At 74.4% G+C, this 24204-nt stretch carries 23 protein-coding genes; 9 read left to right on the forward strand and 14 right to left on the reverse strand.

Annotation, left to right across the window (positions count from 1 at the left end; genetic code table 11):
* The 3 genes from ACFV3E_RS04130 to ACFV3E_RS04140 all read right to left on the reverse strand — a co-directional run.
* On the reverse strand, positions 1-241 hold a 241-nt coding region (locus ACFV3E_RS04130), incomplete at its 3' end, for a hypothetical protein (RefSeq protein WP_500533251.1).
* Between the two features lie 258 nt (positions 242-499).
* Positions 500-973, reverse strand: a complete 474-nt coding sequence (locus ACFV3E_RS04135) for a hypothetical protein (RefSeq protein WP_500533253.1) — start codon at positions 971-973, stop codon at positions 500-502.
* A 92-nt stretch (positions 974-1065) separates the two neighbouring features.
* Complete coding sequence (locus ACFV3E_RS04140) at positions 1066-3147, reverse strand: putative Ig domain-containing protein (RefSeq protein WP_500533255.1); 2082 nt, start codon at positions 3145-3147, stop codon at positions 1066-1068.
* 412 nt (positions 3148-3559) lie between these two features.
* On the opposite strand from ACFV3E_RS04140, the gene ACFV3E_RS04145 reads away from it, so the two are divergent.
* From ACFV3E_RS04145 to ACFV3E_RS04165, 5 genes are all read left to right on the forward strand, one after another.
* Positions 3560-4366: a MerR family transcriptional regulator gene (locus ACFV3E_RS04145; RefSeq protein ID WP_500533257.1), complete on the forward strand. Its 807-nt coding sequence runs from the start codon at positions 3560-3562 to the stop codon at positions 4364-4366.
* Positions 4363-5238: a hypothetical protein gene (locus ACFV3E_RS04150; RefSeq protein ID WP_500533259.1), complete on the forward strand. Its 876-nt coding sequence runs from the start codon at positions 4363-4365 to the stop codon at positions 5236-5238. Before ACFV3E_RS04145 ends, ACFV3E_RS04150 begins: the two co-directional genes overlap by 4 nt.
* Before the next feature lie 103 nt (positions 5239-5341).
* Positions 5342-6235, forward strand: coding sequence for a putative protein N(5)-glutamine methyltransferase (locus ACFV3E_RS04155; RefSeq protein ID WP_500533261.1), 894 nt, complete (start codon positions 5342-5344; stop codon positions 6233-6235).
* Between the two features lie 356 nt (positions 6236-6591).
* A complete protein-coding gene (locus tag ACFV3E_RS04160) occupies positions 6592-7053 on the forward strand; it encodes a transglycosylase SLT domain-containing protein (protein ID WP_499512750.1) in 462 nt (153 codons plus the stop codon).
* 171 nt (positions 7054-7224) lie between these two features.
* Entirely contained in the window at positions 7225-8025 is an 801-nt protein-coding gene (locus tag ACFV3E_RS04165; RefSeq protein WP_500533263.1) for a maleylpyruvate isomerase family mycothiol-dependent enzyme, read from the forward strand.
* Here ACFV3E_RS04165 and ACFV3E_RS04170 read toward each other — a convergent pair.
* The gene (locus ACFV3E_RS04170) at positions 8022-8597 is read right to left on the reverse strand and encodes a histidine phosphatase family protein (RefSeq protein WP_500533265.1); all 576 of its coding nucleotides are present in this window, start codon (positions 8595-8597) and stop codon (positions 8022-8024) included. The two genes, ACFV3E_RS04165 and ACFV3E_RS04170, sit on opposite strands and share 4 nt — an antisense overlap.
* Positions 8598-8622: 25 nt before the next feature.
* Positions 8623-9567, reverse strand: coding sequence for a GlxA family transcriptional regulator (locus ACFV3E_RS04175; RefSeq protein ID WP_500533267.1), 945 nt, complete (start codon positions 9565-9567; stop codon positions 8623-8625).
* A 70-nt stretch (positions 9568-9637) separates the two neighbouring features.
* Here ACFV3E_RS04175 and ACFV3E_RS04180 point away from each other — a divergent pair, with 70 nt between their 5' ends.
* The 4 genes from ACFV3E_RS04180 (at position 9638) to ACFV3E_RS04195 (ending at position 13194) form a co-directional block, all read left to right on the forward strand.
* Entirely contained in the window at positions 9638-10591 is a 954-nt protein-coding gene (locus ACFV3E_RS04180) for an NADP-dependent oxidoreductase (RefSeq protein ID WP_500533269.1), read from the forward strand.
* 65 nt (positions 10592-10656) lie between these two features.
* A complete protein-coding gene (locus tag ACFV3E_RS04185; protein WP_500533270.1) occupies positions 10657-11379 on the forward strand; it encodes a Clp protease N-terminal domain-containing protein in 723 nt (240 codons plus the stop codon).
* A 67-nt stretch (positions 11380-11446) separates the two neighbouring features.
* Positions 11447-12703 (forward strand): SLC13 family permease, encoded by a 1257-nt coding sequence (locus ACFV3E_RS04190; RefSeq protein WP_500533395.1) that lies wholly within the window; start codon positions 11447-11449, stop codon positions 12701-12703.
* 5 nt (positions 12704-12708) lie between these two features.
* Complete coding sequence (locus ACFV3E_RS04195) at positions 12709-13194, forward strand: universal stress protein (RefSeq protein WP_500533396.1); 486 nt, start codon at positions 12709-12711, stop codon at positions 13192-13194.
* Between the two features lie 7 nt (positions 13195-13201).
* On the opposite strand, the gene ACFV3E_RS04200 is transcribed toward ACFV3E_RS04195, so the two are convergent.
* From ACFV3E_RS04200 to ACFV3E_RS04240, 9 genes are all read right to left on the reverse strand, one after another.
* On the reverse strand, positions 13202-14311 hold the full coding sequence (locus tag ACFV3E_RS04200) for a CU044_5270 family protein (protein WP_500533272.1): 1110 nt from the start codon (positions 14309-14311) through the stop codon (positions 13202-13204).
* Positions 14308-14937, reverse strand: a complete 630-nt coding sequence (locus ACFV3E_RS04205) for an RNA polymerase sigma factor (protein WP_500533274.1) — start codon at positions 14935-14937, stop codon at positions 14308-14310. The genes ACFV3E_RS04200 and ACFV3E_RS04205 overlap by 4 nt, the downstream gene beginning before the upstream one ends.
* A gap of 46 nt (positions 14938-14983) precedes the next feature.
* Entirely contained in the window at positions 14984-15832 is an 849-nt protein-coding gene (locus ACFV3E_RS04210) for a class II glutamine amidotransferase (protein ID WP_500533275.1), read from the reverse strand.
* A 49-nt stretch (positions 15833-15881) separates the two neighbouring features.
* Positions 15882-18308 carry a SpoIIE family protein phosphatase gene (locus tag ACFV3E_RS04215; protein WP_500533277.1) on the reverse strand — a complete coding sequence of 809 codons (2427 nt, stop codon included), beginning with the start codon at positions 18306-18308 and terminating at the stop codon, positions 15882-15884.
* A 112-nt stretch (positions 18309-18420) separates the two neighbouring features.
* Positions 18421-18945: a hypothetical protein gene (locus tag ACFV3E_RS04220; RefSeq protein WP_500533279.1), complete on the reverse strand. Its 525-nt coding sequence runs from the start codon at positions 18943-18945 to the stop codon at positions 18421-18423.
* On the reverse strand, positions 18942-20411 hold the full coding sequence (locus ACFV3E_RS04225; RefSeq protein WP_500533281.1) for an ATP-binding protein: 1470 nt from the start codon (positions 20409-20411) through the stop codon (positions 18942-18944). The genes ACFV3E_RS04220 and ACFV3E_RS04225 overlap by 4 nt, the downstream gene beginning before the upstream one ends.
* 7 nt (positions 20412-20418) lie before the next feature.
* Entirely contained in the window at positions 20419-21099 is a 681-nt protein-coding gene (locus ACFV3E_RS04230; RefSeq protein ID WP_499512737.1) for an MtrA family response regulator transcription factor, read from the reverse strand.
* Positions 21100-21116: 17 nt separating this feature from the next.
* Complete coding sequence (gene murJ / locus ACFV3E_RS04235) at positions 21117-22796, reverse strand: murein biosynthesis integral membrane protein MurJ (RefSeq protein ID WP_500533283.1); 1680 nt, start codon at positions 22794-22796, stop codon at positions 21117-21119.
* The gene (locus tag ACFV3E_RS04240; protein ID WP_500533285.1) at positions 22793-23995 is read right to left on the reverse strand and encodes a lipid II:glycine glycyltransferase FemX; all 1203 of its coding nucleotides are present in this window, start codon (positions 23993-23995) and stop codon (positions 22793-22795) included. Before ACFV3E_RS04240 ends, murJ begins: the two co-directional genes overlap by 4 nt.
* Positions 23996-24204 lie beyond the last annotated feature (209 nt).

The raw sequence follows: 24204 nt of genomic DNA on the forward strand, positions 1-24204 counted from the left end.
CCGTGAAGGGTTCGGTGGAGCCGAGGGTGCCGGTGACCGTGATCTCGGCGCCGGGCAGCGCCGAGGTGGGGGCGTTGACGGTGAGGGTGGTCGCGGCCTCGGTGACGTTGGCGGTGTCCTCGGCCGTCGCGACGGCGGTGGCGCTGTCGGCCGCGGCCGGCGTCGCCGTGACCCCGAGCAGGGACGCGGTGGCGAGCAGGACGGACAGAGCCGTCCCGCCCGCGAGGTGGCGGGTGCGCAAGCTGGTTCCCCCCAGGCAGGCGTGGGTGGCCGGAGGTCTTCCGGCGAGACATGGGTGCGCCGCGGGGCGCGGACTCCCGTGGTGGGGCCCGGCGCGCCTTCGTCGGCGGCAAGAGGGAACGCTACGTCATGCCTCTGACAGCGGGCCACTGCATTGTCGGCCCGTGCCGATCCGTTACCGCCGCTTCGCCCGGTGGTGGGGATACCGTGGCCGATTCGATGCCCGGCTCCGTACAACCTCCTTGCCGTAAAAGCGTGTTCAGTGGTCGGCGACCCGCACGGTGACGGTCCACTCCCGAAGTCCCAGGCAGGCCACCTGGTCCGGGGCGGTGGGTGTGGCGCACAGCGGCTGGGTGGCGTTGAGCCGCGCCGTGCCGGGCGCGGTGGCGCGGTAGGCGGCGATGGTGTCGCCGCGGGGGGCGCCGATGCCCGCGTTGGTGGGGGTGAGGGCGCCGCCCTCGCTGGTGACGGGGGACCACGGGCGGTCCGGCGTGCCGTCGAGGGTGACGCGGACGGTGCCGCCCGCGGTGACGCAGACGGTGCGGCCGGTGTCTGCGGCGGTGAGCGCGGCCTCTGCCGCGCAGGCCCCTCCCGGGCCCGCCCCGGAACCGGCGCTGCCGGTGGCGCCCGGGGCGCTGCTCCGGCCGCCGTCCGCGGGGCCGCCGGTCTGCGTGCCGCAGCCGGTCAGCAGGAGTGCGGTCGCCGCGAGGACCGCGGCTGTCGTATGACGCATGGATGGCCTCCTTTCCTCTTTGACGTGTTCCAGGCGCAAAAGGGTCCCGGCCGCCTGGTGGCGGCCGGGACCCTTCCCGCGGGGAGGCGGGGTCAGGCCGTGGTCAGGGCGGTGTCGTCGACCACGAAGCCGGTCTGCAGGGAGGAGTCCTCGCTGCCGGTGAACTTCAGGGTGACGCTGGAGCCGGCGAAGGAGGACAGGTCGAAGGACTTCTGGGTGTACCCGGTGCCCTTGTTGAGGTTGGACCAGGTCGCCAGCGTGGTGGACCCGGCGGTCAGGGTCAGCTTGTCGTACGCGGTGGTGGTGGTCGTCTCGGCGGTGTCGACGTGCAGCCAGAAGGTCAGCGTGGCGTGGCAGCCGCTCGGGACGCTCACCGTCTGGGAGAGCGTGTCGGTGTGGGTGGAGCCGTAGCCGTCCAGCCAGGCCTTGTACGTGCCTCCGTGGGCGGCCTCGCCGCTGTCGCTGGTGATGACGCCGCTGGACGACGTCCACGAAGTGCTGCCGGACTCGAAGCCCGGGTTGCCGAGCAGCTGGGCCGCGGTGCAGGTGCCGCCGCCGGCCGGGGAGACGGTCCAGCCGAAGGACGCGGAGCCGGAGGCGCCGGTGCCGTCGGTGGCGGTGACGGTGGTCTGGTAGGTGCCCGCGGCCGTGGGGGTGCCGGAGATCAGGCCGGTCGAGGCGTTGATGCCGAGCCCGGTGGGCAGGCCGCTCGCGCTGTAGGTGAGCGCGGCCCCGGCGCTGTCGGTGGCAGAGATCTGCAGGCTCTTCGCGGTGCCGACGGTGGCGGTCTGGCTGCCCGGGCCGGTGACGGTGACCGTGTTGCCGCTACTGGTGCCGTTCTTGAAGGCGGTCACGCCGTTCGGGGTGCCGAGGCCGGTCGGGCCGTCGTAGCCGGCCTTGCCGGTGCACAGGTACGAGCCGGAGCAGCCGCCGTTGGCGCCGCTGGTCACGTCGTAGAGGTTGGCGGTGTGGGCGTAGGGGTACGACGCCGGGTTGGTGCCGGAGGCCGGGGCGCCGGCCAGGGCGTACACACCCGCGATGAGCGGCGCGGAGGCGCTGGTGCCGCCGTAGACCGCCCAGCCGGAGCCGCCGTAGGTGTCGTAGACGGCCACACCGGTGGCCGGGTCGGCGACGGCGGAGACGTCGGCGACGGTGCGCTTGGCGCAGCCGGTGTCGGTCTGCCAGCTGGGTTTGACGTCGTACGCGGAGCAGCCGGAGCCGGTGCCGTCGCCGCCCGCGCTGGTGCCCCAGACCTTCTCGGACCAGCCGCGGGTGGTGGACGCGGTGGTCAGGGAGGTGCCGCCGACGGCGGTCACGTAGCGGGAGGCGGCCGGGTACTCGGCGCCGTAGCCGGAGTCGCCCGCGGAGACGGTGATGGCGACGCCGGGGTGGTTGAAGTAGGCGCTGTCGTACGACGGGTCGGCGGACTCCTCGTCGCCGCCGTAGCTGTTGGAGACGAACTTCGCGCCGAGCGCCACGGCCTCGTTCACGGCCGCGCCGAGGTCCTCCATGCTCGCGGAGTCCGCCTCGACCAGCAGGATGTTGCAGCTCGGGCAGGCGGCGCTGACCATGTCGAGGTCGAGGGCGATCTCCCCGGCCCAGCCGCTGTCCGGCGTGGGGAGGCTGGTGGTGCTGCCGGTCTGGCTCACCTTGCGGAAGCAGCCGCTCGCGACGGTGCAGGCCGAAAGACCGTACTGGGAGCGGTAGGTGGCCAGGTCGGTGGCGGCGTTGGGGTCGTCGTACGCGTCGACGACGGCCACGGTCAGGCCGGAGCCGCCGGTGGCGGGCAGGTTGTAGGCGCTGTGCAGGTTGGCCGGGCCCAGACCGGACGGGGTGGCCTGGGGCGAGAGCGTGTTGTCGCGCTTCATCGCGATGTCGGTGCGGCGCTGAGCGAGGCAGCCGAAGTCGCCCGCGGCCGGTGCGCCGCACAGGTGCCTGGTCGGTACGGCGGCGCCCGCCGTGCCGGTGGGGTGCACGGTCTGAGCCGAAGGGGACTGCAGGGCCCGGGCGTTCTGCGTGTCCCGGGCGGTGGGGGTGTGGGGGGCGGCGGCCTGGGCGGCCGGTCCCGCGGCGAGCAGGCCGGTGACGGCCAGGGCGAGTGCGGGCAGGGCCGCGGTCAGTGTCCTTCTCAGTCGCCTCAGCGGCTGTGCGGGTCGGTGTGCAGAGGGGTGCACGGGGTGCCTCCGTCGAGTGCCGGGAGTGGGGGTGTCGCGGCGTGGTGCGGGTGGCGCGGTGCGTAGGGCGGCGGCAGGCCGGGACGGTGCGGACCGACGGATCGGTGTGGGCCGTGGGTCGGTCGTGGAGATCGGTCATGCGCATGACATATGGACACGCGTAGACCGCCCCCGGGCTGCGGCTGCGGTCGGTGGTGACGGGTGGACGCGCTGACGTTAGGCGCGTCCGCCGGGTCGCGGACAGCCGCCGGGAAAGATCTTTACCGCCGCTTGAGGCGGGTTTGCCCGCGCCGAGACCGGACCCCTCGGCCAAAGGTCCGGGGGCCGGATTTCCCTAGGGTTTTCCCTGTATGCCCGGCCCGCGCCCTCCGGTCCTTGACCTTGTCGCAGCGTCAAGGTCTCTACTGGGCTCATGCGCATCGGAGAACTCGCCGCCCTCGCCGGGGTCACCACCCGCACCGTGCGGCACTACCACCGCATCGGGCTGCTGCCCGAGCCCGCGCGCCGGATCAACGGCTACCGCGACTACGGCCTGCGCGACGCCGTCGAGCTCACCCGCATCCGGCGCCTGACGGAGCTCGGCCTCGGTCTCGACGAGGTCAGGGACGTGCTCGCGGACGACGCGGGCAAGGAGCTGCACGAGGTGCTGGCGGAGCTCGACGCGGACCTCGCCCGGCAGGAGGAGGCCATCAGGTCGCGCCGGACCCGCCTCGCCGAACTCCTCGCGCAGGCCGAAGCCGGCGGCGGACTGCCCGCGCAGGCGCCCGTCTCCCCGGAACTGGCGGCGCTCTTCGCCGAGATGGCCCGGGCCTCGGCGGAGCTGCCGGGGCCCGAGCCCGCGATGGCCGTGAAGGAGCGCGAGTTGCTCGCGCTGCTGGACACGGCGGCCACCCCCGAGGCCCGGGGCTGGCTCACCGGCCTGCTGCGCTCCATGGGCTCCGATCCCGGCGCGATGCGCCGCGCCTACGAGGTGTACGCGCGGATGGACGAACTGGCCGGGGCGGCCGTGGACGACCCCCGGGTCGCGGAGGTGGCCCGGGCGATCGCCGACTCCGTCCCGGACGAGGTCGCCGCCTCGATCGACGCCGCCGGTGAGGACGGCGCGGCGCAGTCCGGTGCGGAGGGCGGATTCGCCGCCGCGTTCTTCGACGACCACGCGCCCGCCCAGGCCGAGGCCGTACGGCAGGCGATCCGGCTGCTGCGCGAGCGTGCCCGGTGAGCCGCCGGGGGGCGTGGGCGCTGGGCACCCTGGTGGTGGCCGAGGCGGTGCTCGCCGCGTGCCTGGTGGCGGGCGTGCCGGTGCCGGAGCCGGTGCTCCGGGGCGCGGAGCTGTGCATGACCGCCGTGCTGCTGTGGCGGCTGCCGAAGGTGGTGCGGGCGCAGCGGGACGCCCGGCGGCGGGGCCTGTCGTGCCGTGCCGCCGCGTGGACCGCCGTGCGGGACGCCGTCCCGGCGCCCGCGCGGCGCCTGATGCGCCATGAACTCGCCCTGTCCGTGAGCCTGGTGCGCTGGATCGCGCGCCGTCCGCACGGGGTGGGCGAGGGCGCCGTGGCCGTCCCGTACACCGGGGCGCAGACGGCGACGATGTACGGCTTCCTCTTCGTCTCCGTCGTCGAGACGGTGGTGCTCGCGCTGGTCATCCCCTGGCCCGCGGTGCACGCCGTCACGCTCGTCCTCGACATCTGGGGCTGCTTCTTCGTACTGGCCCTGCACGCCGCCTGCGTGGTGCGCCCGCACGTCGTGGGGGCGGACGGCTCGCTGCGGCTGCGGTACGGCGCCCTCGTCGACGTCCGCGTGCCCGCCGGGCGGATCGCCGCGGCCCGTGTCGACCGGCGCTTCCCCGACGGACGGCTCGTCACGCTCGCCGGGGACGGCACCGTCGACCTGGTCGTCGGCGGCCAGACCACGGTGACCGTCGAACTCACCGAGCCCGTCACGTTCCTGCGCCCCCTCGGGGCACCCGCGCAGGCCCGCGTCCTGCGCTTCCACGCCGACGACCCGCGTGCCGCCGTCGCGGCCCTGGGGGTGGGCGCGGTGCCGGGGGCTCGGGTAACGTTGCCGTCCCCAGCAGCGGACGTACCGAGGAGGTGAGACCCATTACCGCCATGTCAGGTTGGGTGCTCTCCCCCGGCGGCCCCGCGGTCCGGACGACCTAGGCCGTCGAGAGCGCCCCGCGGCGCCCCGAAAGGCCCCCATGTCCTCCGCTTCACCCGCTCCTTCCGGCTCGTCCCCTTCCCACCCTGCTCCCGCCGGCGCCTCCTCTTCCGGCTCCTCCTCTTCCGCCCTTCCGTCCCCCGCGTCCCTCGCGCCGGTCGTGTCCGTGCTCCGGGCGGCCGGCTGCGTGTTCGCCGAGGACGAGGCCCGGCTGCTCGTCTCCGCCGCCCGGACACCCGACGAGCTCGCCGCCCTGGTGGAGCGCCGGGTGGCCGGCCTCCCGCTCGAACACGTTCTGGGCTGGGCCGAGTTCTGCGGTCTGCGGATCGCCGTCGGCCCGGGGGTCTTCGTCCCGCGCCGCCGTACGGAGTTCCTCGCCCGCGAGGCCGTCGCGCTCGGGCGCGCCCTGGGCCGGCCCGGCGCCGTCGTCGTCGACCTGTGCTGCGGCTCCGGCGCGGTGGGCGCCGTCCTGGCCGCCACGCTCGACCGGCCCTTGCTGCACGCGGTCGACATCGACCCGCCGGCGGTGGCCTGCGCCCGCCGCAACCTCGCCGCGGCGGACGGCCGCGTCCACGTCCACGAGGGCGACCTCTACACCCCCCTTCCCGCGGAGCTGCGCGGCCGCGTCGACGTCCTGGTCGCGAACGTTCCCTACGTCCCCAGCGGCGCCGTCGCCCTCCTCCCCCCGGAGGCCCGTGACCACGAGCCCCGCGTCGCCCTCGACGGCGGGGCCGACGGCCTCGACGTCCTCCGCCGGGTCGCCGCCGCGGCGCCCGCGTGGCTCGCGCCGGGCGGCCGGCTCCTCTTCGAGACCGGTGAGGAGCAGGCCCCGGCCGCCGTCGCCGCGGTCGCCCAGGCCGGGCTGGAGGCGCGGGTGGCCGTGTCGGAGGAGCTGTACGCGACGGTCGTGATCGCCTCGGCCCCCGTGGCGTAGCCCGCCGGGATCCGTGCCCGTCGGCCGGACCCCGTGCCCGCCCGGAAATCCTCGCCGTGGGTGAAACCGCGGTTCCTCCGTGTGAATCAACGCCCTATTGAGTGACGCAGGCCACATGGCCTGCGTCACCGAATAGGCGATTTGTCCTGGTCTGCGTGTGACGTGGCCGATATGACGTGCGCCACTTTCGGGGCCCCTTAGTAGAAGCCGTCCCGGAATCCCCTTCCCACGTCTGAGCGGCGGGACTTTCGTCCCTGGTCCCACAACTAATCCCGTTAGTAATAGGGGTGCATTGACCCCGGGATTTAAGTCGGCCAACAATTCATGGCGTACCCCACGGAAGAGGAATTACTCGAATGCAGATCTCCGCTATGTCGAAGCTCAACCGCGTCGCCAAGGCCAAGAAGATCTCCCTCGGCTGCGCCGCTGCCGGCGTCGCCGTCGTCGCCGGTGGTGTGGCCATGGCCCCCACCGCCTCCGCCGCCCCCATGGCGCAGTCGGGCTCCGTCAACACGTGGATCAACGAGTCCCTGAAGGTGATGCGCGCCAACGGCATCCCGGGCACTTACAACGGGATCTACAAGAACCTGATGCGTGAGTCCTCCGGCAACCCGAGCGCCATCAACGGCTGGGACTCGAACGCGGCCAAGGGAATTCCCTCCAAGGGTCTGATGCAGGTGATCGACCCGACCTTCAAGGCCTACCACGTTCCCGGTACCTCGTGGAACATCTACGACCCGGTCGCCAACATCACCGCCGCCTGCAACTACGCGGCCCACGTCTACGGCACGATCGACAACGTCAACTCGGCGTACTGATCGCCCGCGCGCGACGCTTTCCCTGGGGACGCCCCCGGCAGCAACGGCTGCCCGGGGGCTTCCCCCTTTTCGCGTTCCCGGATTCCGCGCGCTTTTCCGGGCACGGTTCCGTCGCGGCTTTTCCTCCCCGGGCCTGGACAGACGAACCGTGCTGGTCCACGCTGTCCGACCATGACCGTCGCCCCTGACCGCCCGGCCGAGGCCGAGGCCCTGCACGCCGCCGCCGAGGACATAGCCGCCCTGCTCCGCGCGTGCCCGGACACCTCGGTGCCGATCCCCGGTGCCGAGTGGACGGTCGGGGAGGCCGCGGCGCACCTGGTGCTCGCAGGCGAACTCATGGCCGCCCTGGCCGAGGGCCGCGAGCAGCCGTACGGCGACGGCACCCCCGGCAGCCTCGCCGCCGCGAACGCCGCGTCCCTGGCCGCCTTCCCCGAACGCGACGGCGCGATCCTGGCCGACGGGATCGTGCGGCACGCCCGCGCGTTCACCGACGCGGCCGCGACCCGCGCGCCCGGCATGCAGGTGGTCACCCCGCTCGGCCCCATGGACCTGGCCACGCTCGGCTCGTACCTGCTCACCCACCTGCTCGGCCACGGCTACGACATCGCGGTCGGCCTGCGCCGTCCCCACATGATCGACCGTGAGCGCGTCGCCCGCTGCATGCCCTTCCTCAAGGCGGCCATGCCCCGGGTCGTCGACGCGCGGGCGGCGGCGGGATTCTCCGCCTGCTACGCGCTGCGCGTCCCCGGGATCACGCGCTTCGCCGTGACGTTCACCGACGGTGCGGCCGAGCTCGCGGACGAGCCGCCGCGCCGCCCCGACTGCACCATCACCACCGAGCCGGTCACCTTCTTCCTGATCGCGCTCGGCCGCCGGGGCGCCACCGCCGCCATGGCCCGCGGCAAGATCGCCGCCTGGGGCCGCCGCCCCTGGCTCGCCCCCCGCTTCCCCACCCTCTTCACCGCGCCCTAGTAGCTCCCACCGCGTCCCGGCCCCGGCCAGTCGCCGGGAAGGGTGTACGTCCAGCCCGGCTGCCAGACGAAGGGCGCCCGGACGCTCTCCGTCAGGGGGACCCCGCCCAGCAGGCAGGCCAGGGCCCAGCGGTTGGCGGAGTGGGAGATCAGCAGGACGCGCCGGCCGTCCCACCGCCGGGCCAGGTCGTGCAGGAGCGCGTCGGTGGCGGCGAGCACCTGCCGGTAGCTCTGGCCGCCGCCGGGGAACGGCTCGTCGACGCGCCGCAGGCGCTGGGCCGCGACGAGGCCGGCCGGGTGTCCGTTCAGCGTGCCGTAGTCGCACTCGCGCAGCCGGGGGTCCCGGTGGACCGGCGGCCGTCCGTCGGGGAAGGCGAGGGCCGCGGTCTCCACGGCACGGTGCAGGTCGGAGGTGTACACCGCCGCGATGTCCTGGCCGCGGCGCCGTTCGCCCAGCTCCCTCGCCTGCCGGCGGCCGCGCTCCGACAGCAGGCCGGGCAGCCGGCCGGTGGCGATGCCCGCCTCGTTGTCGGTGGTCGTGGCATGCGTCTCGTAGATCAGCTCCACAGCCATCGGGGCCTCCCCGGGGTCGGGTGCGTCAAAGGGTGGCGGTGGCCCGGAAGGTGCGCCGGTAGGCCAGGGGGGAGACGCCGATGGCGGCGTGGAGGTGCTGCCGCAGGGACGTCGCGGTGGCGAAGCCCACCTCGCCGGCGATGCGGTCGACCGGGAGGTCGCTGGACTCCAGCAGGTGCCGGGCCCGGGCGACCCGCTGCTGGATGAGCCACTTGCCCGGGCTCGTGCCGACCTCGTCCCGGAAGCGCCGGGCGAAGGTCCGCAGGCTCATCCGCGCGTGGTCCGCGAGGTCGTTCAGGGTGAGCGGCAGGTCGAGGTGCTCCAGCGCCCACTGCCGCGTCGCCGCGGTGCCGGCGTCCGCGGTCTCCGGCACGGGCTGGTCGATGTACTGGGCCTGGCCGCCGTCCCGCCAGGGCGGCACCACGCAGCAGCGGGCCACGAAGTTGGCCACCGCGCTGCCGTGGTCCTCGCGCACCAGGTGCAGGCAGACGTCCACGCCGGACGCGGCCCCGGCGGAGGTGAGGACGTCGCCGTCGTCGACGAAGAGCACGTCCGCGTCGAGCGCCACACCGGGGAACATCCGCCGGAACCGTTCGGCCAGTGCCCAGTGGGTGGTGGCGGGGCGGCCGTCGAGGAGACCCGCGGCGGCGAGCGCGAAGGCCGCCGTGCAGATGGAGACGATGCGGGTGCCCGGCCGGATCGCGCCGAGCGCGGCCGCGACCGGGGCGGGGAGCTCCGCGGTGATCCGCGATTGGTCGTAGGGCGGGATCACGACGGTGTCGGCGGTGGCCAGCACCTCGGGGCCGTTCTCGACGGCGACCGAGAAGTCGGAGTCCGTGCGCACGGGGCGCCCGTCGACAGTGCAGGTCAGCACCTCGTAGCGGTCCCCGGCGGAGCCGAAGACGCGGTTGGGGATGCCCAGCTCGAAGGGGTAGACGCCGTCAAGGGCGAGGACGACCACACGATGCATGGCACGATCTTATCGGAGGATGGCAATCATGCCATTTTCCCGCGCTCCGGCGGTCGGCAGGCTGGGGGCCATGACCGAAACAACCCGCACCATGCGCGCGATCACCCAGGACGTCCTCGGCGGACCCGAGGTACTGCGGGAGGCGGAGCTGGAGCGCCCCACCCCCGGCGTCGGGCAGCTGCTCGTCCGCGTCCACGCCGCCGGGCTCAACCCGACCGACACCAAGCACCGGCAGACCGGGCTCTTCCTCGGCGGCCCGCCGTCCGTCCTCGGCTGGGACGTCTCCGGCGTCGTCGAGGAGACCGGGCTGGGAGTGGCCCTCTTCCAGCCCGGCGACGAGGTCTTCGGCATGCTCCCCTACCCGCACGGCGTGGGCTCCCACGCCGAGTACGTCACCGGGCCCGCCCGCGCCTTCGCCCGGAAGCCGTCCGGCATGAGCCATGTGGAGGCCGCCGCGGTCCCGCTGGTCGCGCTCACCGCCTGGCAGGCCCTCGTCGACGTCGCCGCAGTCCGCCCCGGGCAGCGCGTGCTCGTCCACGCGGCCGCGGGAGGCGTCGGCCACGTCGCCGTCCAGATCGCCAAGTCCCGCGGCGCGTACGTCATCGGCACCGCGAGCGCCGCCAAGCACGACTTCCTGCGCGGTCTCGGCGCCGACGAACTGATCGACTACCGCGCGACCGACTACGCCGAGGCCGTCCGCGACGTGGACGTCGTCCTCGACCCCCTCGGCGGTGCCGAGTCCCTCCGCTCCCTGCGCACCCTGCGCGAGGGCGGGCTGCTCGTCACCATCCTCCCGATCGGCCTGCCCGAACTCCTCGCGGAGGCCGACCGCCTGGGCGTGCGTGCCACCGGCATGATCGTCGAGGCGGACCACGCCGGCATGACCGCGATCGCCCGCCTGGTCGAGGAGGGCGCCCTGCGCGTCGCGGTCGCCGGCACCTTCCCCCTGTCCGAGGCCGCGAAGGCCCACGCCTCCCTGGAGACGGGTCGTACGACCGGGAAGCTGGTCCTCACCGTGCGCTGACGAGGACGATGCCCCATCGTCAACTTTCGGTTGACGATGGGGCATCGTCAACCTATCGTTGACGCATGACGCAGCAGATCCGGCTCGACGATCTGATCGCAGCCATCAAGAAGACCCACCCCGACGCCCTCGACCAGCTCTCGGACGCCGTCATCGCCGCCGAGCACCTGGGCGAGGTCGCCGACCACCTCATCGGCCACTTCGTCGACCAGGCCCGGCGATCCGGAGCCTCCTGGACCGACATCGGCAAGAGCATGGGCGTGACCAAGCAGGCCGCCCAGAAGCGCTTCGTCCCCAAGGACCTCGGCTTCCCCGACCTGGACCCCTCGCAGGGCTTCTCGCGCTTCACCCCGCGCGCCCGCAAGGTCGTCATGGCCGCCCACGCCGAGGCCAAGACCGCCCACAACCCCGAGGTCCGCCCCGGGCACCTCGCCCTCGGGCTGCTCAGCGAGCCCCAGGCCCTCGCCGCACTCGCCATGGCGGCCCAGGGCGTCACCCCCGACGCCGCCCGCACCGCCCTCACCGCGGCCCTCCCCGCGGCCGTGGACGAGGTCCCCGAGCTCGTCCCGTACGACCTCGCCTCCCGCAAGGTCCTCGAACTCACCTTCCGCGAGGCCCTCCGCCTGGGCCACAACTACATCGGCACCGAGCACCTCCTGCTCGCCCTCCTCGAACTGGAGGCGGGCGACGGCCCGCTGACCTCCCTCGGCCTCGACAAGGCCACCACCGAGCGCCACGTCGCCGCGGCACTGGCCGAGATCGTGGGCGGCACGCAGCAGGAAGGGTGAGCGGTGTCCCGGGTGGGGCGTGGTTCCATGAGGGGCCATCACGGTCCCACCCGGGAGGAACGGAACCCTGAACACCACGATCGCGGAGGCGCTGTCCGTCGCGCTGCTGCTCCTCGTGCTCGCCGGGGCGGTGATCCGGCCGTTCGGCCTTCCGGAGGCGGTGATCGCCGTCCCGGCCGCGGCGGTGGCCGTGGGGAGCGGGGCGATCCCGCTGGAGCACGCGGGGGAGGAGGCGGCGCGGCTGGGGCCGGTGATCGGGTTCCTGGCGGCGGTGCTGGTGCTGGCGAGGCTCTGCGACGAGGAGGGGCTGTTCCGGGCCGGCGGGGCGTGGATGGCCCGGGTGGCCGCGGGGCGGCCGCGGCGGTTGCTCGGGGCGGTGTTCGCGCTGGCGTCGGCGGTGACGGCGGCGCTGAGCCTGGACGCCACCGTGGTGCTGCTGACCCCGGTGGTGTTCGCGACGGCCGCCCGGCTGGGGGTGCGGCCGAAGCCGCACGTGTACGCGTGCACGCACCTGTCCAACACCGCCTCGCTGCTGCTGCCGGTCTCGAACCTGACGAACCTGCTGGCGTTCGCAGCCAGCGGGCTGAGCTTCACCCGCTTCGCCGGGCTGATGGTGCTGCCGTGGCTGGTGGCGATCGCCGTGGAGTACGTCGTCTTCCGCCGCTGGTTCGGCGCCGACCTGGAGGCCGCCGTCGCGGTCCCGGACGGCGCCGAGATACCTGCGCTGCCGGTGTTCGCGCTGGTCACGGTGGTCTGCACGCTGGCGGGGTTCGTGATCACCCCGGCGCTCGGCATCGATCCCGCGTGGGCGGCCGCGGCCGGGGCGCTGGTGCTGGCCGTACGGGCGGTGGCACGGCGGCGGATGACGGTGCGCGCCGTGGCGGGGGCGGCCGGGGTGCCGTTCCTGGCGTTCGTGCTGGCGCTGGGCGTGGTGGTGCGGGCGGTGGTCGACAACGGACTCGCCGACGCGCTGGGCCGGATCGTGCCCGCTGGCACCGGGCCGGCCGCCCTGCTCGGCGTCGCCGCGCTGGCCGCCGTCCTGGCCAACCTGATCAACAACCTGCCCGCCGTGCTGGTCCTGCTGCCGCTGACCGCGCCCGCCGGGCCCGGCCCGGTCCTCGCCGTCCTGCTCGGGGTGAACATCGGCCCCAACCTGACCTATGCGGGATCGCTGGCGACCCTGCTGTGGCGGCGTATCGTGCACCAGCACGAACACGACGTGGACCTGAAGGAGTTCACCGTCCTCGGCCTGCTCACCGTGCCTGCGGCGCTGGGCCTTGCGGTGATGGCACTGTGGGGTTCGCTGCACGTCCTCGGAGGCTGATGTCCGTGATCGTGACCGCCTGGATCGCCGAAGGAACCTGGCCCGCCTGCGTCGACGCCGTCCGCGTCCACGCGCCGGAGGCCGCCGACGTCGTCCTGCTGCACGTCAGCGGCCCCGACGTCCCCGGTCTGGCGCACGCCGCCTACGCAGGGCTGCTGGGCCGCGGGCACCCGGAGAACGATCCGGGCACCCGGCTGGAGGGCCTCGGCGCGGACTCCGCGGGACGGCTGCTGGACGCCGCCGCCCGGCGCCTGGACCGCCCGTGCCGCCGGGAGGAGCGGTCGGGGCGGGTGGAGCGGGAGGTGGTCGCCGCCGTGGCCGGGACCGATCTGCTGGTGATGGCCCGTGACGGCGACCTCGCGCGGCTCGGGCCGCGGAGCCTGGGCCCGGCGGCGCGCTTCGTCGTGGACCACGCGCCCTGCCCGGTCCTCCTGGTGTGGCCCGCGGCCGCGCCGGACGTGGCGACGCTCCCCCCGCCCCCGCCGCACTGACCCGGGCTCAGCCCGTGGCGCCGGGCAGCTGCTTGATGCCGTCGACGACGGAGCGGGTCAGCACCGCGGTGGTGAAGACGACCGTGCCGCGCGGCATGACCCCGTCGGGGTCCCGCTCGGCCTGGACGGTGCGCTCGCCGAGGAAGACGTGGGTCTTCGGGTCGAAGATCCACTCCGTGCGCTGTCCGGTTGCCTCCTCCAGCCGGGCCACCGCGACCCCGTGCCGCCCGGTGGCGTCCACGGCGTCGTCCACGGCGACCACGCCGGGGATCTTGGCGGCGGCCTTGTAGAGCGCGGTGGTCAGCCCGGCCGGCGGGTAGCTCTCGCCCAGCAGGTCGCCGATGGTGGTGAAGGCCTCCTGGTCGGGGCCGTTGCCCATGCCCTTCGTCTCCTTGTAGATCTTGGCCAGGAGCACGTCGGGGTCGGTGGGCAGGGTGGTGAGGTAGTCGTAGCTCGGCGCGTTCAGGTACGGCTCGGGCACGTTGCCCTGCTCGTCGGTGCCCGCCAGGGTGATGCCCTCCGGGCCGGTGGTGCCGGGCTCGATCAGCCAGCCGTCCCTGCCGTCGCGGGACTCCCAGGCCTGGCGCCGGTGCAGCGGGGTGCCGGCCAGGCTGGTCGTGTCGCCCACGTGCCGGACGACGGTGCCGGCCGACTTCGACTCGATGTAGACGTACTGGCCGTCGCCGACCGGCGCGGCGGGCGACTCGGCGGCGGCCAGCGAGACGGTGTCCAGCAGGTGTGCGGCGCCCTTGGGGTCCGTGGCGCCGAGGTGGGTGGTCAGGGCGGGGCCCGCGGCAGAGCTGCCGGAGCCGCCGTCGCTGCCGGTGCCCTCCGCACCGCCGAACACGAACACGCCGGTCGCCAGGGCCCCGGCCAGCACGCCCGCGGTCAGCGGGACGAGGACCATGCGGCGCAGGAAGGGGTTGCGGCGCGCGGCCGGACGGGCGGCGGTGGTGGTGCCGTCGGCGGTGTACGGGTCGGTGCTCGTGCCGAGGTCCTCGTGGATCCGGGTCATCAGACGCTCCTTGTGCAGCTGGTGACGGTCCGCCGGCAGATCCCGCTCCACGCGCGGCAGGAGACGGGCGGTCTCCTCCCATTCCGAGGGATGGGCGTTCATCGGATTCCTTCCTGTGCGGGCCGGACCGCGTTCGTGCGGTCCCCATCTGTCTGTCGGCGGCGGGCGGCGGGTTCCATCTCCGCGTCGGCGAGCTTGCGCAGTCTCGTGCGGGCCCGGGACAGCCGGGACCGCACGGTGCCGACCGGGATGCCGAGGGCCTCGGCGGCCTCGGTGTACTCCAGGCCCTCCCACAGGCACAGCGTCAGCACCTCGCGCTCGGGACGGCGCAGCCGGGCGAGGGCGGTGAGGACGGCGGAGATGCGGCGCCGGTCGTCGACCCGGCCGGCCACGAGGTCGGCGTGGTCGGGCACTTCGAGCGCGGCGGCCCCGGCCTGGGCGCCGGCGGCGACCGCGGCCCGGTAACGGCGGTTGCCGCGGCAGTGGTTGCGCGCGATGTTCGTGGCGACGCCCAGCAGCCACGGCCGCAGCGAGCCCCCTTCGGGGTCGACGCGCTCACGCAGCCGCCAGGCCTCCAGGAAGGTGGCCGACATCACGTCCTCGGCGACCGACCAGTCGGCGGTCAGCCGGAAGGCGTGGTTGTAGACGGTACGGGCGTACGCGTCGAACAGTTCCGCGAAGGCGGCGGGGTCCCCGTCCCGTACCCGGGTCCGTACATGAGTGGTCACTTCTGTCGGCTGTCCGTCCGTCCCCCGCGGGTTCCCGTGACGTGCGTCACGCGGCGACGCCGTCGGGTGCCGCGGGCGCGAAGGGCATCAGCTCGTCCTGGCAGGGCCGCACCACCCCGAAGGTGCTCTCGGGGACCTCGTGCCACGCGTCCGGCACGTCGCCCAGGGGCTCGGACACCACGAGCCGGGTCTCCGCCGACACGCCCTGCAGGAACCACAGGTCCGGGTGGAGCTCCCGCAGCGTGTCCACCTTGCTGCTGTAGAACAGCGACCGCGACGCGTGCTCGCTGGAGTAGCGGAAGGCCCACAGGCTCTCCCCGTCGCTGACCGCCACCGTCATCTGGACGGGGAACTCGACCCCGTGCTCGTGACCGGTCCGCTCCACCAGCCCGGCCATCCGCGACACGGCGCCGGGCACGTCCTGGTCGAGACCGAAGGTGAGGGCCAGGAAGAACATCACCTCGGAGTCCGTCGAGCCCTCGATGGAGGAGAACAGCGCCGGGTCGACGGCGAGCGAGAGGTCGCGGCGCAGCCGGTGGAAGTCGGTGATCGCGCCGTTGTGCATCCACAGCCAGCGGCCGTGCCGGAAGGGGTGGCAGTTGGTCTGCTGGATCGCGGTGCCGGTGGAGGCCCGTACGTGGGCGAAGAACAGCGGCGAGGTGACGTGGCGCGAGATCTCCCGCAGGTTGCGGTTGTTCCACGCGGGCCCGATGTCCCGGATGACCGCCGGGGTCTCCAGGTCCGTGGCGTACCAGCCGATGCCGAAGCCGTCCCCGTTGGTCGTCTCGACCCCCATCCGGGAGTGCAGGCTCTGGTCGATCAGGGAGTGCCGCGGTTTGTAGAGGATGTTGTCGAGCAGCATGGGCGTGCCCGAGTAGGCGAGCCACCGGCACATGTCGCACCATTCCCTTCCTCGTCCGCCGTCCCCGGGCGTCCGGCCGTCCTCAGGCGTCGGCCAGGGCGACCTCCGCCCAGATCGTCTTGCCCTCCTGGGTGTGACGCGTCCCCCAGCGTTCGGTGACCTGCGCCACCAGCAGCAGTCCGCGGCCGCCCTCGTCGAAGACCCGGGCCCGGCGCAGGTGGGGCGCGGTGCCGCTGCCGTCGGAGACCTCGACGATGACCGTGGAGTTGTGGATGACGCGCAGCCCGATGGGCGGGGTTCCGTACCGGATGGCGTTGGTGACGAGTTCGCTGACCACCAGCTCCACGGTGTACGTGATGTCCTCCATCCCCCACTCGGCCAGCCGGCGGGTGACCTCGGCGCGGACGCCGGCCACCGCCGCGGGCTCGGCGGGCACGTCCCAGCTGACGACCTGGGAGGCGTCCAGCACCTTGGTGCGGGCGACGACCAGGGCGACGTCGTCGTCCGGGGGTTCGGGGACGAGGGCCACCAGGCTCTCGCAGACGGACTCCAGGGAGCGGGCGGGCCGGGTGAGCGCGTGGCGGAGCCCGGCCATGCCCGTGTCGACGTCGCGGTCGGCGGTGGCGATGAGGCCGTTGGTGTAGAGCACGAGGAGGCTGTCCGGGTCGAGTGCGCACTCGACGGTCTCGAAGGGCAGCCCGCCCAGCCCGAGCGGGGGTCCGGGCGGCAGGTCGAGGAAGTGCGCGCCGCCGTCCGGCGTGGTCAGCACCGGCGGGGGGTGGCCCGCGCTGGCGGCGGTGCACATCCGTGAGACCGGGTCGTAGACCAGGTACAGGCAGGTGGCGACGAGGTCGGTGACGAGGTTCTCGCCGTCCCCCTCGGTGACCTCCTCCCCGGCGAGGTGGGCGACCAGGTCGTCGAGGTGCACGAGCAGCTCGTCGGGCGGCAGGTCGACGTCGGCGAGGGTCCGCACGGCCGTCCGCAGCCGTCCCATGGTGGCGGAGGCGCGCAGCCCGTGGCCGACCACGTCGCCCGCGACCAGCGCGACCCGGGCCCCGGACAGCGGGATCACGTCGAACCAGTCGCCGCCCACGCCCGCGCCGCTGCCCGCGGGCAGGTAGCGCGAGGCGACCTCCACCGCCTCCTGCCGGCCGAGCCGCTGCGGCAGCAGGCTGCGCTGGAGGGCCAGGGCGGTGGTGCGTTCGCGGGTGTAGCGGCGGGCGTTGTCGACGGCGACCGCGGCCCGGGCGCCGATCTCCTCGGCGACCTGCAGGTCGTCCTCGTCGAAGGGGTCGGGTCTGCGGTGCCGGGCGAGCACGGCGACACCGAGCGTGATGCCGCGGGCCCGCAGCGGGATGACCATCACCGAGTGGATCCCGTGCCGCCGCAGCATCCGGGCGCGCCCCGGGTCGCCCGCGGCCCAGACGTCGATGGCCCGGTCCACGGTGCCGTGCAGCGAGGCGCGGCCGGTGACGAGGGAGCGGGTGGGCGGGGAGTCCGCCGGGTAGTGGTCCAGTTCCCCGGTCGCGGTCACCGACTCCGGCATGCCGGGCAGGACGGACTGCTGGGCGGCGCGGCGGAGGGCGACGCCGGGGTCGCCGGCCTTCGGCTCGACCCCGCGGAACAGCGGGTCGAGCAGGTCGACGGTCGCGAAGTCGGCGAGGTTGCCCACCACGACGTCGGCCATCTCCTGGGCGGTGCGGCCCACGTCCAGCGTGCTGCCGATCCGGGTGCTGACCTCGTTGAGCAGGGCCAGCCGCTCCCGCGCCAGGTACTGCTCGGTGGTGTCGACGGCGGTGAGCTGGACGCGGGGGGTGCGCCGCAGCGGATCGGCGAGCGGGGAGAGCGTGATCGACCAGGTGCGCGGTGCCGGTGCCGTCCGTGAGCGGACGCGCAGGTGCAGGTCGTGGGACTCACCGCTGGCCAGGACGTGCCGCACGCCCTCCTCGACGGCCTCGCCCGCGCTGCCGGGCAGGAACTCCGAGGGGCGTCTGCCCCGCATCTGCTCCTCGGTGCGTCCGGTCTCGCGCTGCATGCCCTTGCTGGTGCGCAGGGTCCGCAGCTCGTTGTCGAAGATCGCCATGGGCAGGGTGGACTGGTCGAAGGCCTCCTCGACCACGCTGTCCACCGCTCCCCAGTGCCGCCGGTCCACCGGGGAGACCACCACGAGCCGCTGCGGCCGGCCGCGGCCGTCCAGCGACGGGTAGACCCGCACGGAAACGTCCAGGTGGCGCCCGTCCCGGCGGCGCAGCACCGATCTGCCGCCCCAGCCGAAGGGCATCGCGAGGAACCACTCGGTGGACCGGGCGGCGTCCGAGCCGAGCAGCCGGCCGGCGGGCTGTCCCACGACCTCGTCGTGCCCGTACCCGAGCAGCCGCTCGGCCTCGCTGCTCCAGCCGGTGACGATGCCGTGGGCGTCCACGACGGCCGTGGCGGGCACGGCCGGTTCGGGCCGGGGAGGGAGGCCGCCGTCGAAGTCGTCGTCGAGGCTGGAATCTCGCATCGCCATCCGTCGCCGTTCTCGCCCGTCCTCTCCCGGCCCGCTCCGGGAGGCGGCTGCCTGGGCCCTCCTCCACTTCTACCGCTCCTGGAGCGTGCCCGCAGGTCGGCGCCGGCCGGGTTCAGCCCGAGGCCGCGCCGGGCACGACCCCGCCGCAGCGTACGGGCGGGAGGGCGCCGTCGGTGCCGGCGAGGACGACCTCGGCGGCGCCCTCGTGGCCCTCGGCGTAGGCGGCGGTGCAGACCACCTGGCGCACGGCGTTGTCCTTCAGGCGCCGCACGGGGAACGGCAGCGTGACCCGGACGGTGCCCTGGGACGACGTGACGTCCACCGGCCCGGCGGAGGCGGGCAGCCCGGTGCCGAGTCCCGCCGCGTGCTCCTCGGGGGCGGGGCCGTCCAGCAGCACCGTGAGGACCTTCGCGGCCGCTATCGGCGGGGCCTGCGCGTCGTCCTCGGTCGCGCGCAGGACGGGCGTCAGGCGTCCCTCGGGAGAGAGGAAGAAGAGCGTCAGCCGGTCCGGTGTCCCGGGGAAGGCGTCGACGGTGGCCGGGCCGCCCGCCTCGACGACCCCGGATCCCGGGACCCCGCAGCCGGCCAGCAGGGCCGCCGCGGTGAGGAGCAGGACCGGGACGGACCGGCGTCTCACGGTGCCGCCTCCGCGGCCGTACGGGGAGTGCCCAGCGGCATCCGCACGGTGAGGACGGCGCCGCCGTGCGGGCCGTTGGCGGCGCGGACCGTGCCGCCGTGCAGACGGACGTTCTCCAGGGTGATGGCCAGGCCCAGGCCGCTGCCCGCGGAGCGGGTGCGGGCCGCGTCGGCCTTGTAGAAGCGGTCGAAGATGTGCGGCAGGACGTCCGGGGCGATGCCGGGGCCGCTGTCGGAGACCTCGACGGCGAACCGGGCCTGCCCGCCGTCGGGCGCCTCGGCGTGCAGCCGCACCTGGACGGGGGCGCTGCCGTGGCGCAGCGCGTTCCCGACGAGGTTGGCGACCACGACGTCGAAGCGCCGCGGGTCGAGCCGGGCCCGGATGCCCGGGGGAAGTTCGGTGGCGACCTGCGCGGGATCCGTCCAGTGCCGGGTCGCCAGCGTCTTGCGGATGGTCTCGGCGACGTCGACCTCGTCGGCGTTGAGCTCGGCGGCCTTCGCGTCGAAGCGGGAGATCTCGATCAGGTCCTCGACCAGGACGGCGAGCTTGCCGGTCTCGGCGCTGACGAGGCGGACGGCGGCGGCGGTGTCCGGCGCGAGCCGGTCGGCGTCCTCGTCGAGCACTTCGGTGACGGCGAGCATCCCGGCCAGCGGGGTGCGCAGTTCGTGCGAGACGTCGGAGGCGAAACGGCGGGCCCGGGCCTCGGCGCGGCGCAACTCGTCCACCGTCCGCTCCAGTTGCAGCGCCGAGTCGTTGAAGGTGTACGCGAGGTCGGCGAGTTCGTCGCTGCCCTTGACGGGGATGCGGGTGTCGAGCTCGCCGCGGCCCATGCGCTGCGCCGCCGTGCGCAGGTCGCGGACCGGGCGGAGCACGCTGCGGGCGGCGAGCAGGGCGGGGACGAGGGCGATGACCAGCGCGGGCAGGGATCCGTCGCGGGCGGCGGTGAGCATCGCCCGGATGTCGTCCTCCTCCGTGGTCAGCGGCATGACGGCGTAGAGCACGAGCCCGCTGGCGCGGGCGGACAGCCCGGTCTTGAAGACGGTCGGCACGGCCATCGTCAGCCAGGGGGTGCCGTCCTTGTCGACCCGCTGGAACACGCCGCGGGGATTGGCCAGCGCGGCGCGGCGCAGCTCGGGCGTGATGACGGTGGAGACGGGGCTGGTGCCGGAGGAGACCCGCATCGAGCCGTATTCGGCGAACACCACCCAGGTGTGCGGCTTGCCCTTGCGGGCGATGTCGCGCAGCACCTCCTGGAGGGCCAGGCGGTCCATCGGGAGCGTGGTGCCGACGGTGCCCGCCTGCTCGCGGAAGGAGGAGACGGCGGTGTCCTGGGCCTGTTCGAGGATGGCGTTGCGCGCCTCGCGGTACGTGAGGGCGGCGGTGGTGCCCGCGCTGACGGCCGCGACGAGCAGGAAGGCCAGCACCAGCCGGGTGCGCAACCCGATCCGGGCCCTCCAGCGGATCACCGGCGGCTCACAGCGGCCCGAAGCGGTAGCCGAAGCCGCGCAGCGTCTGTATGTAGCGGGGGTCGCCGGGCACGTCCTCGATCTTGTTGCGCAGCCGCCGGACGCAGGCGTCGACCAGCCGGGCGTCCGCGTGGTAGCTGTGCTCCCACACGTGCTCCAGCAACTGCTGCCGGCTGAAGACCTGTTCGGGCGCGGCGGTCAGGAACAGCAGCAGCTTCAGCTCGGAGGGTGCGAGCGCCAGCCGCTGCCCGGACTTGGCGACGCCGAGTCCGGCCCGGTCGACGGCGAGGTCGCCGTGGAACTCGACGGCCGGGCGGCCCCCCGGCTCCTCGATGCGGCGCAGCACGGCGCGGATGCGGGCCTCGATCACCTCGGTGCGGGCGGGCTTGACGATGTAGTCGTCGGCCCCGGCCTCCAGCCCGACGACGACGTCGAAGTCGTCGCCGCGGGCGGTGAGCATGATGATCGGCAACTGGCTCGTCTCGCGCACCTGGCGGCAGACCTGGACGCCGTTCATGCCGGGCAGCATCAGGTCCAGCAGCAGCAGATCGGGCTGGAACTCGCCGACGGCGGCGAGCCCGGCCTCGCCGGTCGCGGCCGTCCGTACCTCGTGACCGCGGCGGCGCAGGCCCAGTTCGACACCTTCGCGCACGGAGGGGTCGTCTTCGATCAGAAGAACGCGTGGCATGACCGGAGTATCGCAACTCATCGTGCACCGCGCCGCAGTTTGCCGAGCAGGGCCCGCCGGGCGGCCTCGACCTCGGTCAGCCGCAGCGGGCGGGCCGCGGCCGCGAAGACCAGCACGACGGCGGCCGCCCCGGCCGCCACGGCGGCGAGCGGCCCCGGTGGCGCGGCGAGGCCGGCCGCGATCCGGCCCAGGGCGGCGGCGGGCACCGCGACGAGCAGCAGCCGGGCCAGCGAGCCCGCGGTCGGCGACCGCCACGGCCCGCGACCGACCTCCGGTGCCGCCAGCCTGCGGTCCAGCACGAACGCGGTGACCGCCCATCCCGCGAAGAGCGCCACCGAGTACGCCGCCGCCATGCCGGTGACCGCCCAGCGCGCGGGCAGCAGCAGGTAGGCGGTGACGGACAGCCCCGCGTTGAGCCCGGAGATCACCAGGTTGAGCAGGAAGGGGGTACGGGTGTCGCCGAGCGCGTAGAAGGTGCGCGACAGCACGTACTGCCCGGAGAAGGCGACGAGTCCGGGGGCGAAGGCCACCAGCGCGTTCGCCATGACCGCGACGTCGGCGGCGTCGGTCCTGCCGTGCTCGAAGACCAGGGCCATCGCCGGCCCGGCGAGCGCCAGCAGCGCGCACGCGGCGGGCACCACCATCGCGGAGCTGCTGCGCAGCGCGTACGAGACGTCGCGGCGCACCCGGGCCGGGTCGCCGTCGGCCGCCGCCGCGCTCATCCTCGGCAGCAGGGCGGTGACCAGTGAGACCGTCACGATGCCGTGCGGCACGGCCCACAGCAGGTAGGCGTTGTTGTACGCGGTGAAGCCGGCGCCGCCGTCGATGCCGAGGGCCGCGGCGCGCTGTCCCGCGGACGTGGCGAGCCGGGTCACCACCCAGTAGGCGACCTGGTTGGTGAGCACCAGCAGCACCAGCCACCCGGCGGAGCGCAGCGGCCGGGCCAGCCCGCTGCCCCGCCAGTCGAACCGCGGCCGCCAGCGGAAGCGTGCCGCCCGCAGCGAGGGCACCAGCGCCAGCGCCTGCACCGCGATGCCGGCCGTGGTGCCCCAGCCGAGCAGCGCGGTCTCACCGGCGGTCAGCCCGCCGCCGGTGCCGGCGGTGACCAGGTAGAGACCGAAGACGGCGATGACGACGAGGTTGTTGAGGACGGGCGTCCACATCATCGCGCCGAACCGGCCGCGGGCGTTGAGCACCTGGCCGAGCAGCGTGAACAGGCCGAGGAAGAGGATCTGCGGCAGGCAGGAGCGCGCGAAGGCCACCGTGGTCGCGGCCTGCGCCCCGGTGTAACCGGTGTACGCGGCCACGATCGCGGGGGCGGCGAGCACGGCCGCCGTCGTGATCACCAGCAGCGCGGCGGTGCACACGGTCAGCAGCCGGTCGGTGTAGGCGGCCCCGCCGTCCTCGTGCTCCTTGGCGGCCCTGACCAGTTCGGGCACGAACACCGCGTTGAGGGCGCCGCCCAGCAGCAGCATGTAGACGATCGTGGGCACCGAGTTGCCGACGGAGTAGCCGTCGGCGGCCAGGCCGACGCCGAGCGCCGCGGCGACGGTCGCGGACCGCACGAAGCCGGTCGCGCGGGAGACCACAGAACCCGCCGCCATGACGGCGCCGCTGCGCAGCACCGAGCCGGCGGCGGGGGCGCCGGCCGGGGCGGCCGGCCCGTCGGCCGGGCGCGCCGCCGCGGGGGCGCTCACCGGCGCGCCATGTAGGCCTGGAACGCCCGGTAGAGCGTGTGGTTGGCGGTGCCGTCCAAGGCCGTCTCCCATTCCCCCAGGGTTTCGACGACCTGCCCGCCGGTGCCGAGCTTCCACCGGGTGAGGCCGAACGCCCGGTCCTCCGGGTCGAGTGTGGAGGGTACCCCGCGCATGTCGTACTCCTGTGCGCCCTGTTCGTGGGCGTCCCGCAGCATCCGCCACTGCAGGGCGTTGGAGGGCCGGACCTCGCGGCGGTGGTCCGCCGAGGCCCCCGTCTGGTACCAGACCCGCCGGCCCATGGTGATCATGGTGTGGGCGGCGAGCACCTCGCCCTGGTGGCGGGCGAGGTAGAGCTTCATCCGGCCCGGCTGCTCGGCGTTGAGGGCCGCGTACTGGCGCTGGTAGTACTCCAGCGAGCGGCCCAGCCGGAAGCCGTCGCGCTCCTCGGTGATCCGCAGCAGCCGGAAGAACTCGGGGAGGTCCGCCGCGCCGCCCACGGTCACCTCGACGCCCGACTTCCCCGCCCGCCGTATGTTGCGGCGCCACTCCTGGTTGAGTCCCGACCACAGGTCGTCGGCGCTGCGGCCGGCCAGCGGGACCCGGAAGACGTGGCGGGGCTGGGCGTCCGCGTCCCCGCCGCCGTCCGGGCCGTCGCCGCCGCAGCGCCGCCAGCCGCGGGCCCGCAGCCGCTCGGCCACGACCGTGCCGAGCGGGTCGACCTCGCACGCCAGGACGTCGGACAGGCGCCGGCCGAGGCCGGTCGCGGCCTTCAGCGCGGCGGCGTCCCAGCGGCGGTGGGCGGGCGAGGGGCCGATGCGCACGGCGAAGGCCCCGAGTCCGCGCAGGTGCTGCAGGAGCGGGGTCAGCCAGGCGTCGACGTCCGGGTCGGCCCAGTCGGCGACCGGCCCCTCGGGCAGGTAGGCGAAGGACTTCCGCGTCCCGGGGAACTGCCGCAGCAGCACCAGCGCGCCCCCGCGCAGTTCGCCGGCCCCGGACCCGGTGCCGTCGTGCGGTCCCCAGCCGAGCAGGTGGGGCCGCCAGCCCGGCTTCACCCGGGCCCAGGAGGGGCACTGCAGGAAGCCGGGACCGAGCGCCGAGCCGGTCCGGGACGCCAGGAACGAGCGGTACGTCCCGGTGTCGACCGGCCGGAGCCAGGCCTGCCGGGGGCCGCAGCCCGCCGTCACGAGCAGCGCTGCCACTGCGCCTCCCTGGGGTGTGGTCGGTGGGAACACAGGAAGGCTCACAGCCGTCCATGACCGTCCCGAGCGGCGAATGTGACCGGACCATGACCGTTCCTTCCCAGTTGCCGTCACACGGCCCTCAGGCGCTTCCCGGCGGCCCCGCGCGGCCTAGAGTCCCCGTGGTCCGGCCCTTTCCCGGCCGCTCTCCCCGTCCCTCCCGGAGGTCT

Origin of the sequence: Streptomyces sp. NPDC059718 (assembly GCF_042733315.1) — a bacterium.
GTDB lineage: Bacteria > Actinomycetota > Actinomycetes > Streptomycetales > Streptomycetaceae > Actinacidiphila.

Bases quoted from the DNA above. Each gene is read 5' to 3' on its own strand.
- ACFV3E_RS04170 (WP_500533265.1), bottom strand. From the start codon at position 8,597: ATGGCTGTGGAGCTGATCTACGAGACGCATGCCACGACCACCGACAAC.
- ACFV3E_RS04155 (WP_500533261.1), top strand. From the start codon at position 5,342: ATGTCCTCCGCTTCACCCGCTCCTTCCGGCTCGTCCCCTTCCCACCCT.
- ACFV3E_RS04165 (WP_500533263.1), top strand. From the start codon at position 7,225: ATGACCGTCGCCCCTGACCGCCCGGCCGAGGCCGAGGCCCTGCACGCC.
- ACFV3E_RS04160 (WP_499512750.1), top strand. From the start codon at position 6,592: ATGCAGATCTCCGCTATGTCGAAGCTCAACCGCGTCGCCAAGGCCAAG.
- ACFV3E_RS04180 (WP_500533269.1), top strand. From the start codon at position 9,638: ATGACCGAAACAACCCGCACCATGCGCGCGATCACCCAGGACGTCCTC.
- ACFV3E_RS04200 (WP_500533272.1), bottom strand. From the start codon at position 14,311: ATGAACGCCCATCCCTCGGAATGGGAGGAGACCGCCCGTCTCCTGCCG.
- ACFV3E_RS04215 (WP_500533277.1), bottom strand. From the start codon at position 18,308: ATGGCGATGCGAGATTCCAGCCTCGACGACGACTTCGACGGCGGCCTC.
- ACFV3E_RS04230 (WP_499512737.1), bottom strand. From the start codon at position 21,099: ATGCCACGCGTTCTTCTGATCGAAGACGACCCCTCCGTGCGCGAAGGT.
- ACFV3E_RS04175 (WP_500533267.1), bottom strand. From the start codon at position 9,567: ATGCATCGTGTGGTCGTCCTCGCCCTTGACGGCGTCTACCCCTTCGAG.
- ACFV3E_RS04185 (WP_500533270.1), top strand. From the start codon at position 10,657: ATGACGCAGCAGATCCGGCTCGACGATCTGATCGCAGCCATCAAGAAG.
- ACFV3E_RS04135 (WP_500533253.1), bottom strand. From the start codon at position 973: ATGCGTCATACGACAGCCGCGGTCCTCGCGGCGACCGCACTCCTGCTG.
- ACFV3E_RS04210 (WP_500533275.1), bottom strand. From the start codon at position 15,832: ATGTGCCGGTGGCTCGCCTACTCGGGCACGCCCATGCTGCTCGACAAC.
- ACFV3E_RS04145 (WP_500533257.1), top strand. From the start codon at position 3,560: ATGCGCATCGGAGAACTCGCCGCCCTCGCCGGGGTCACCACCCGCACC.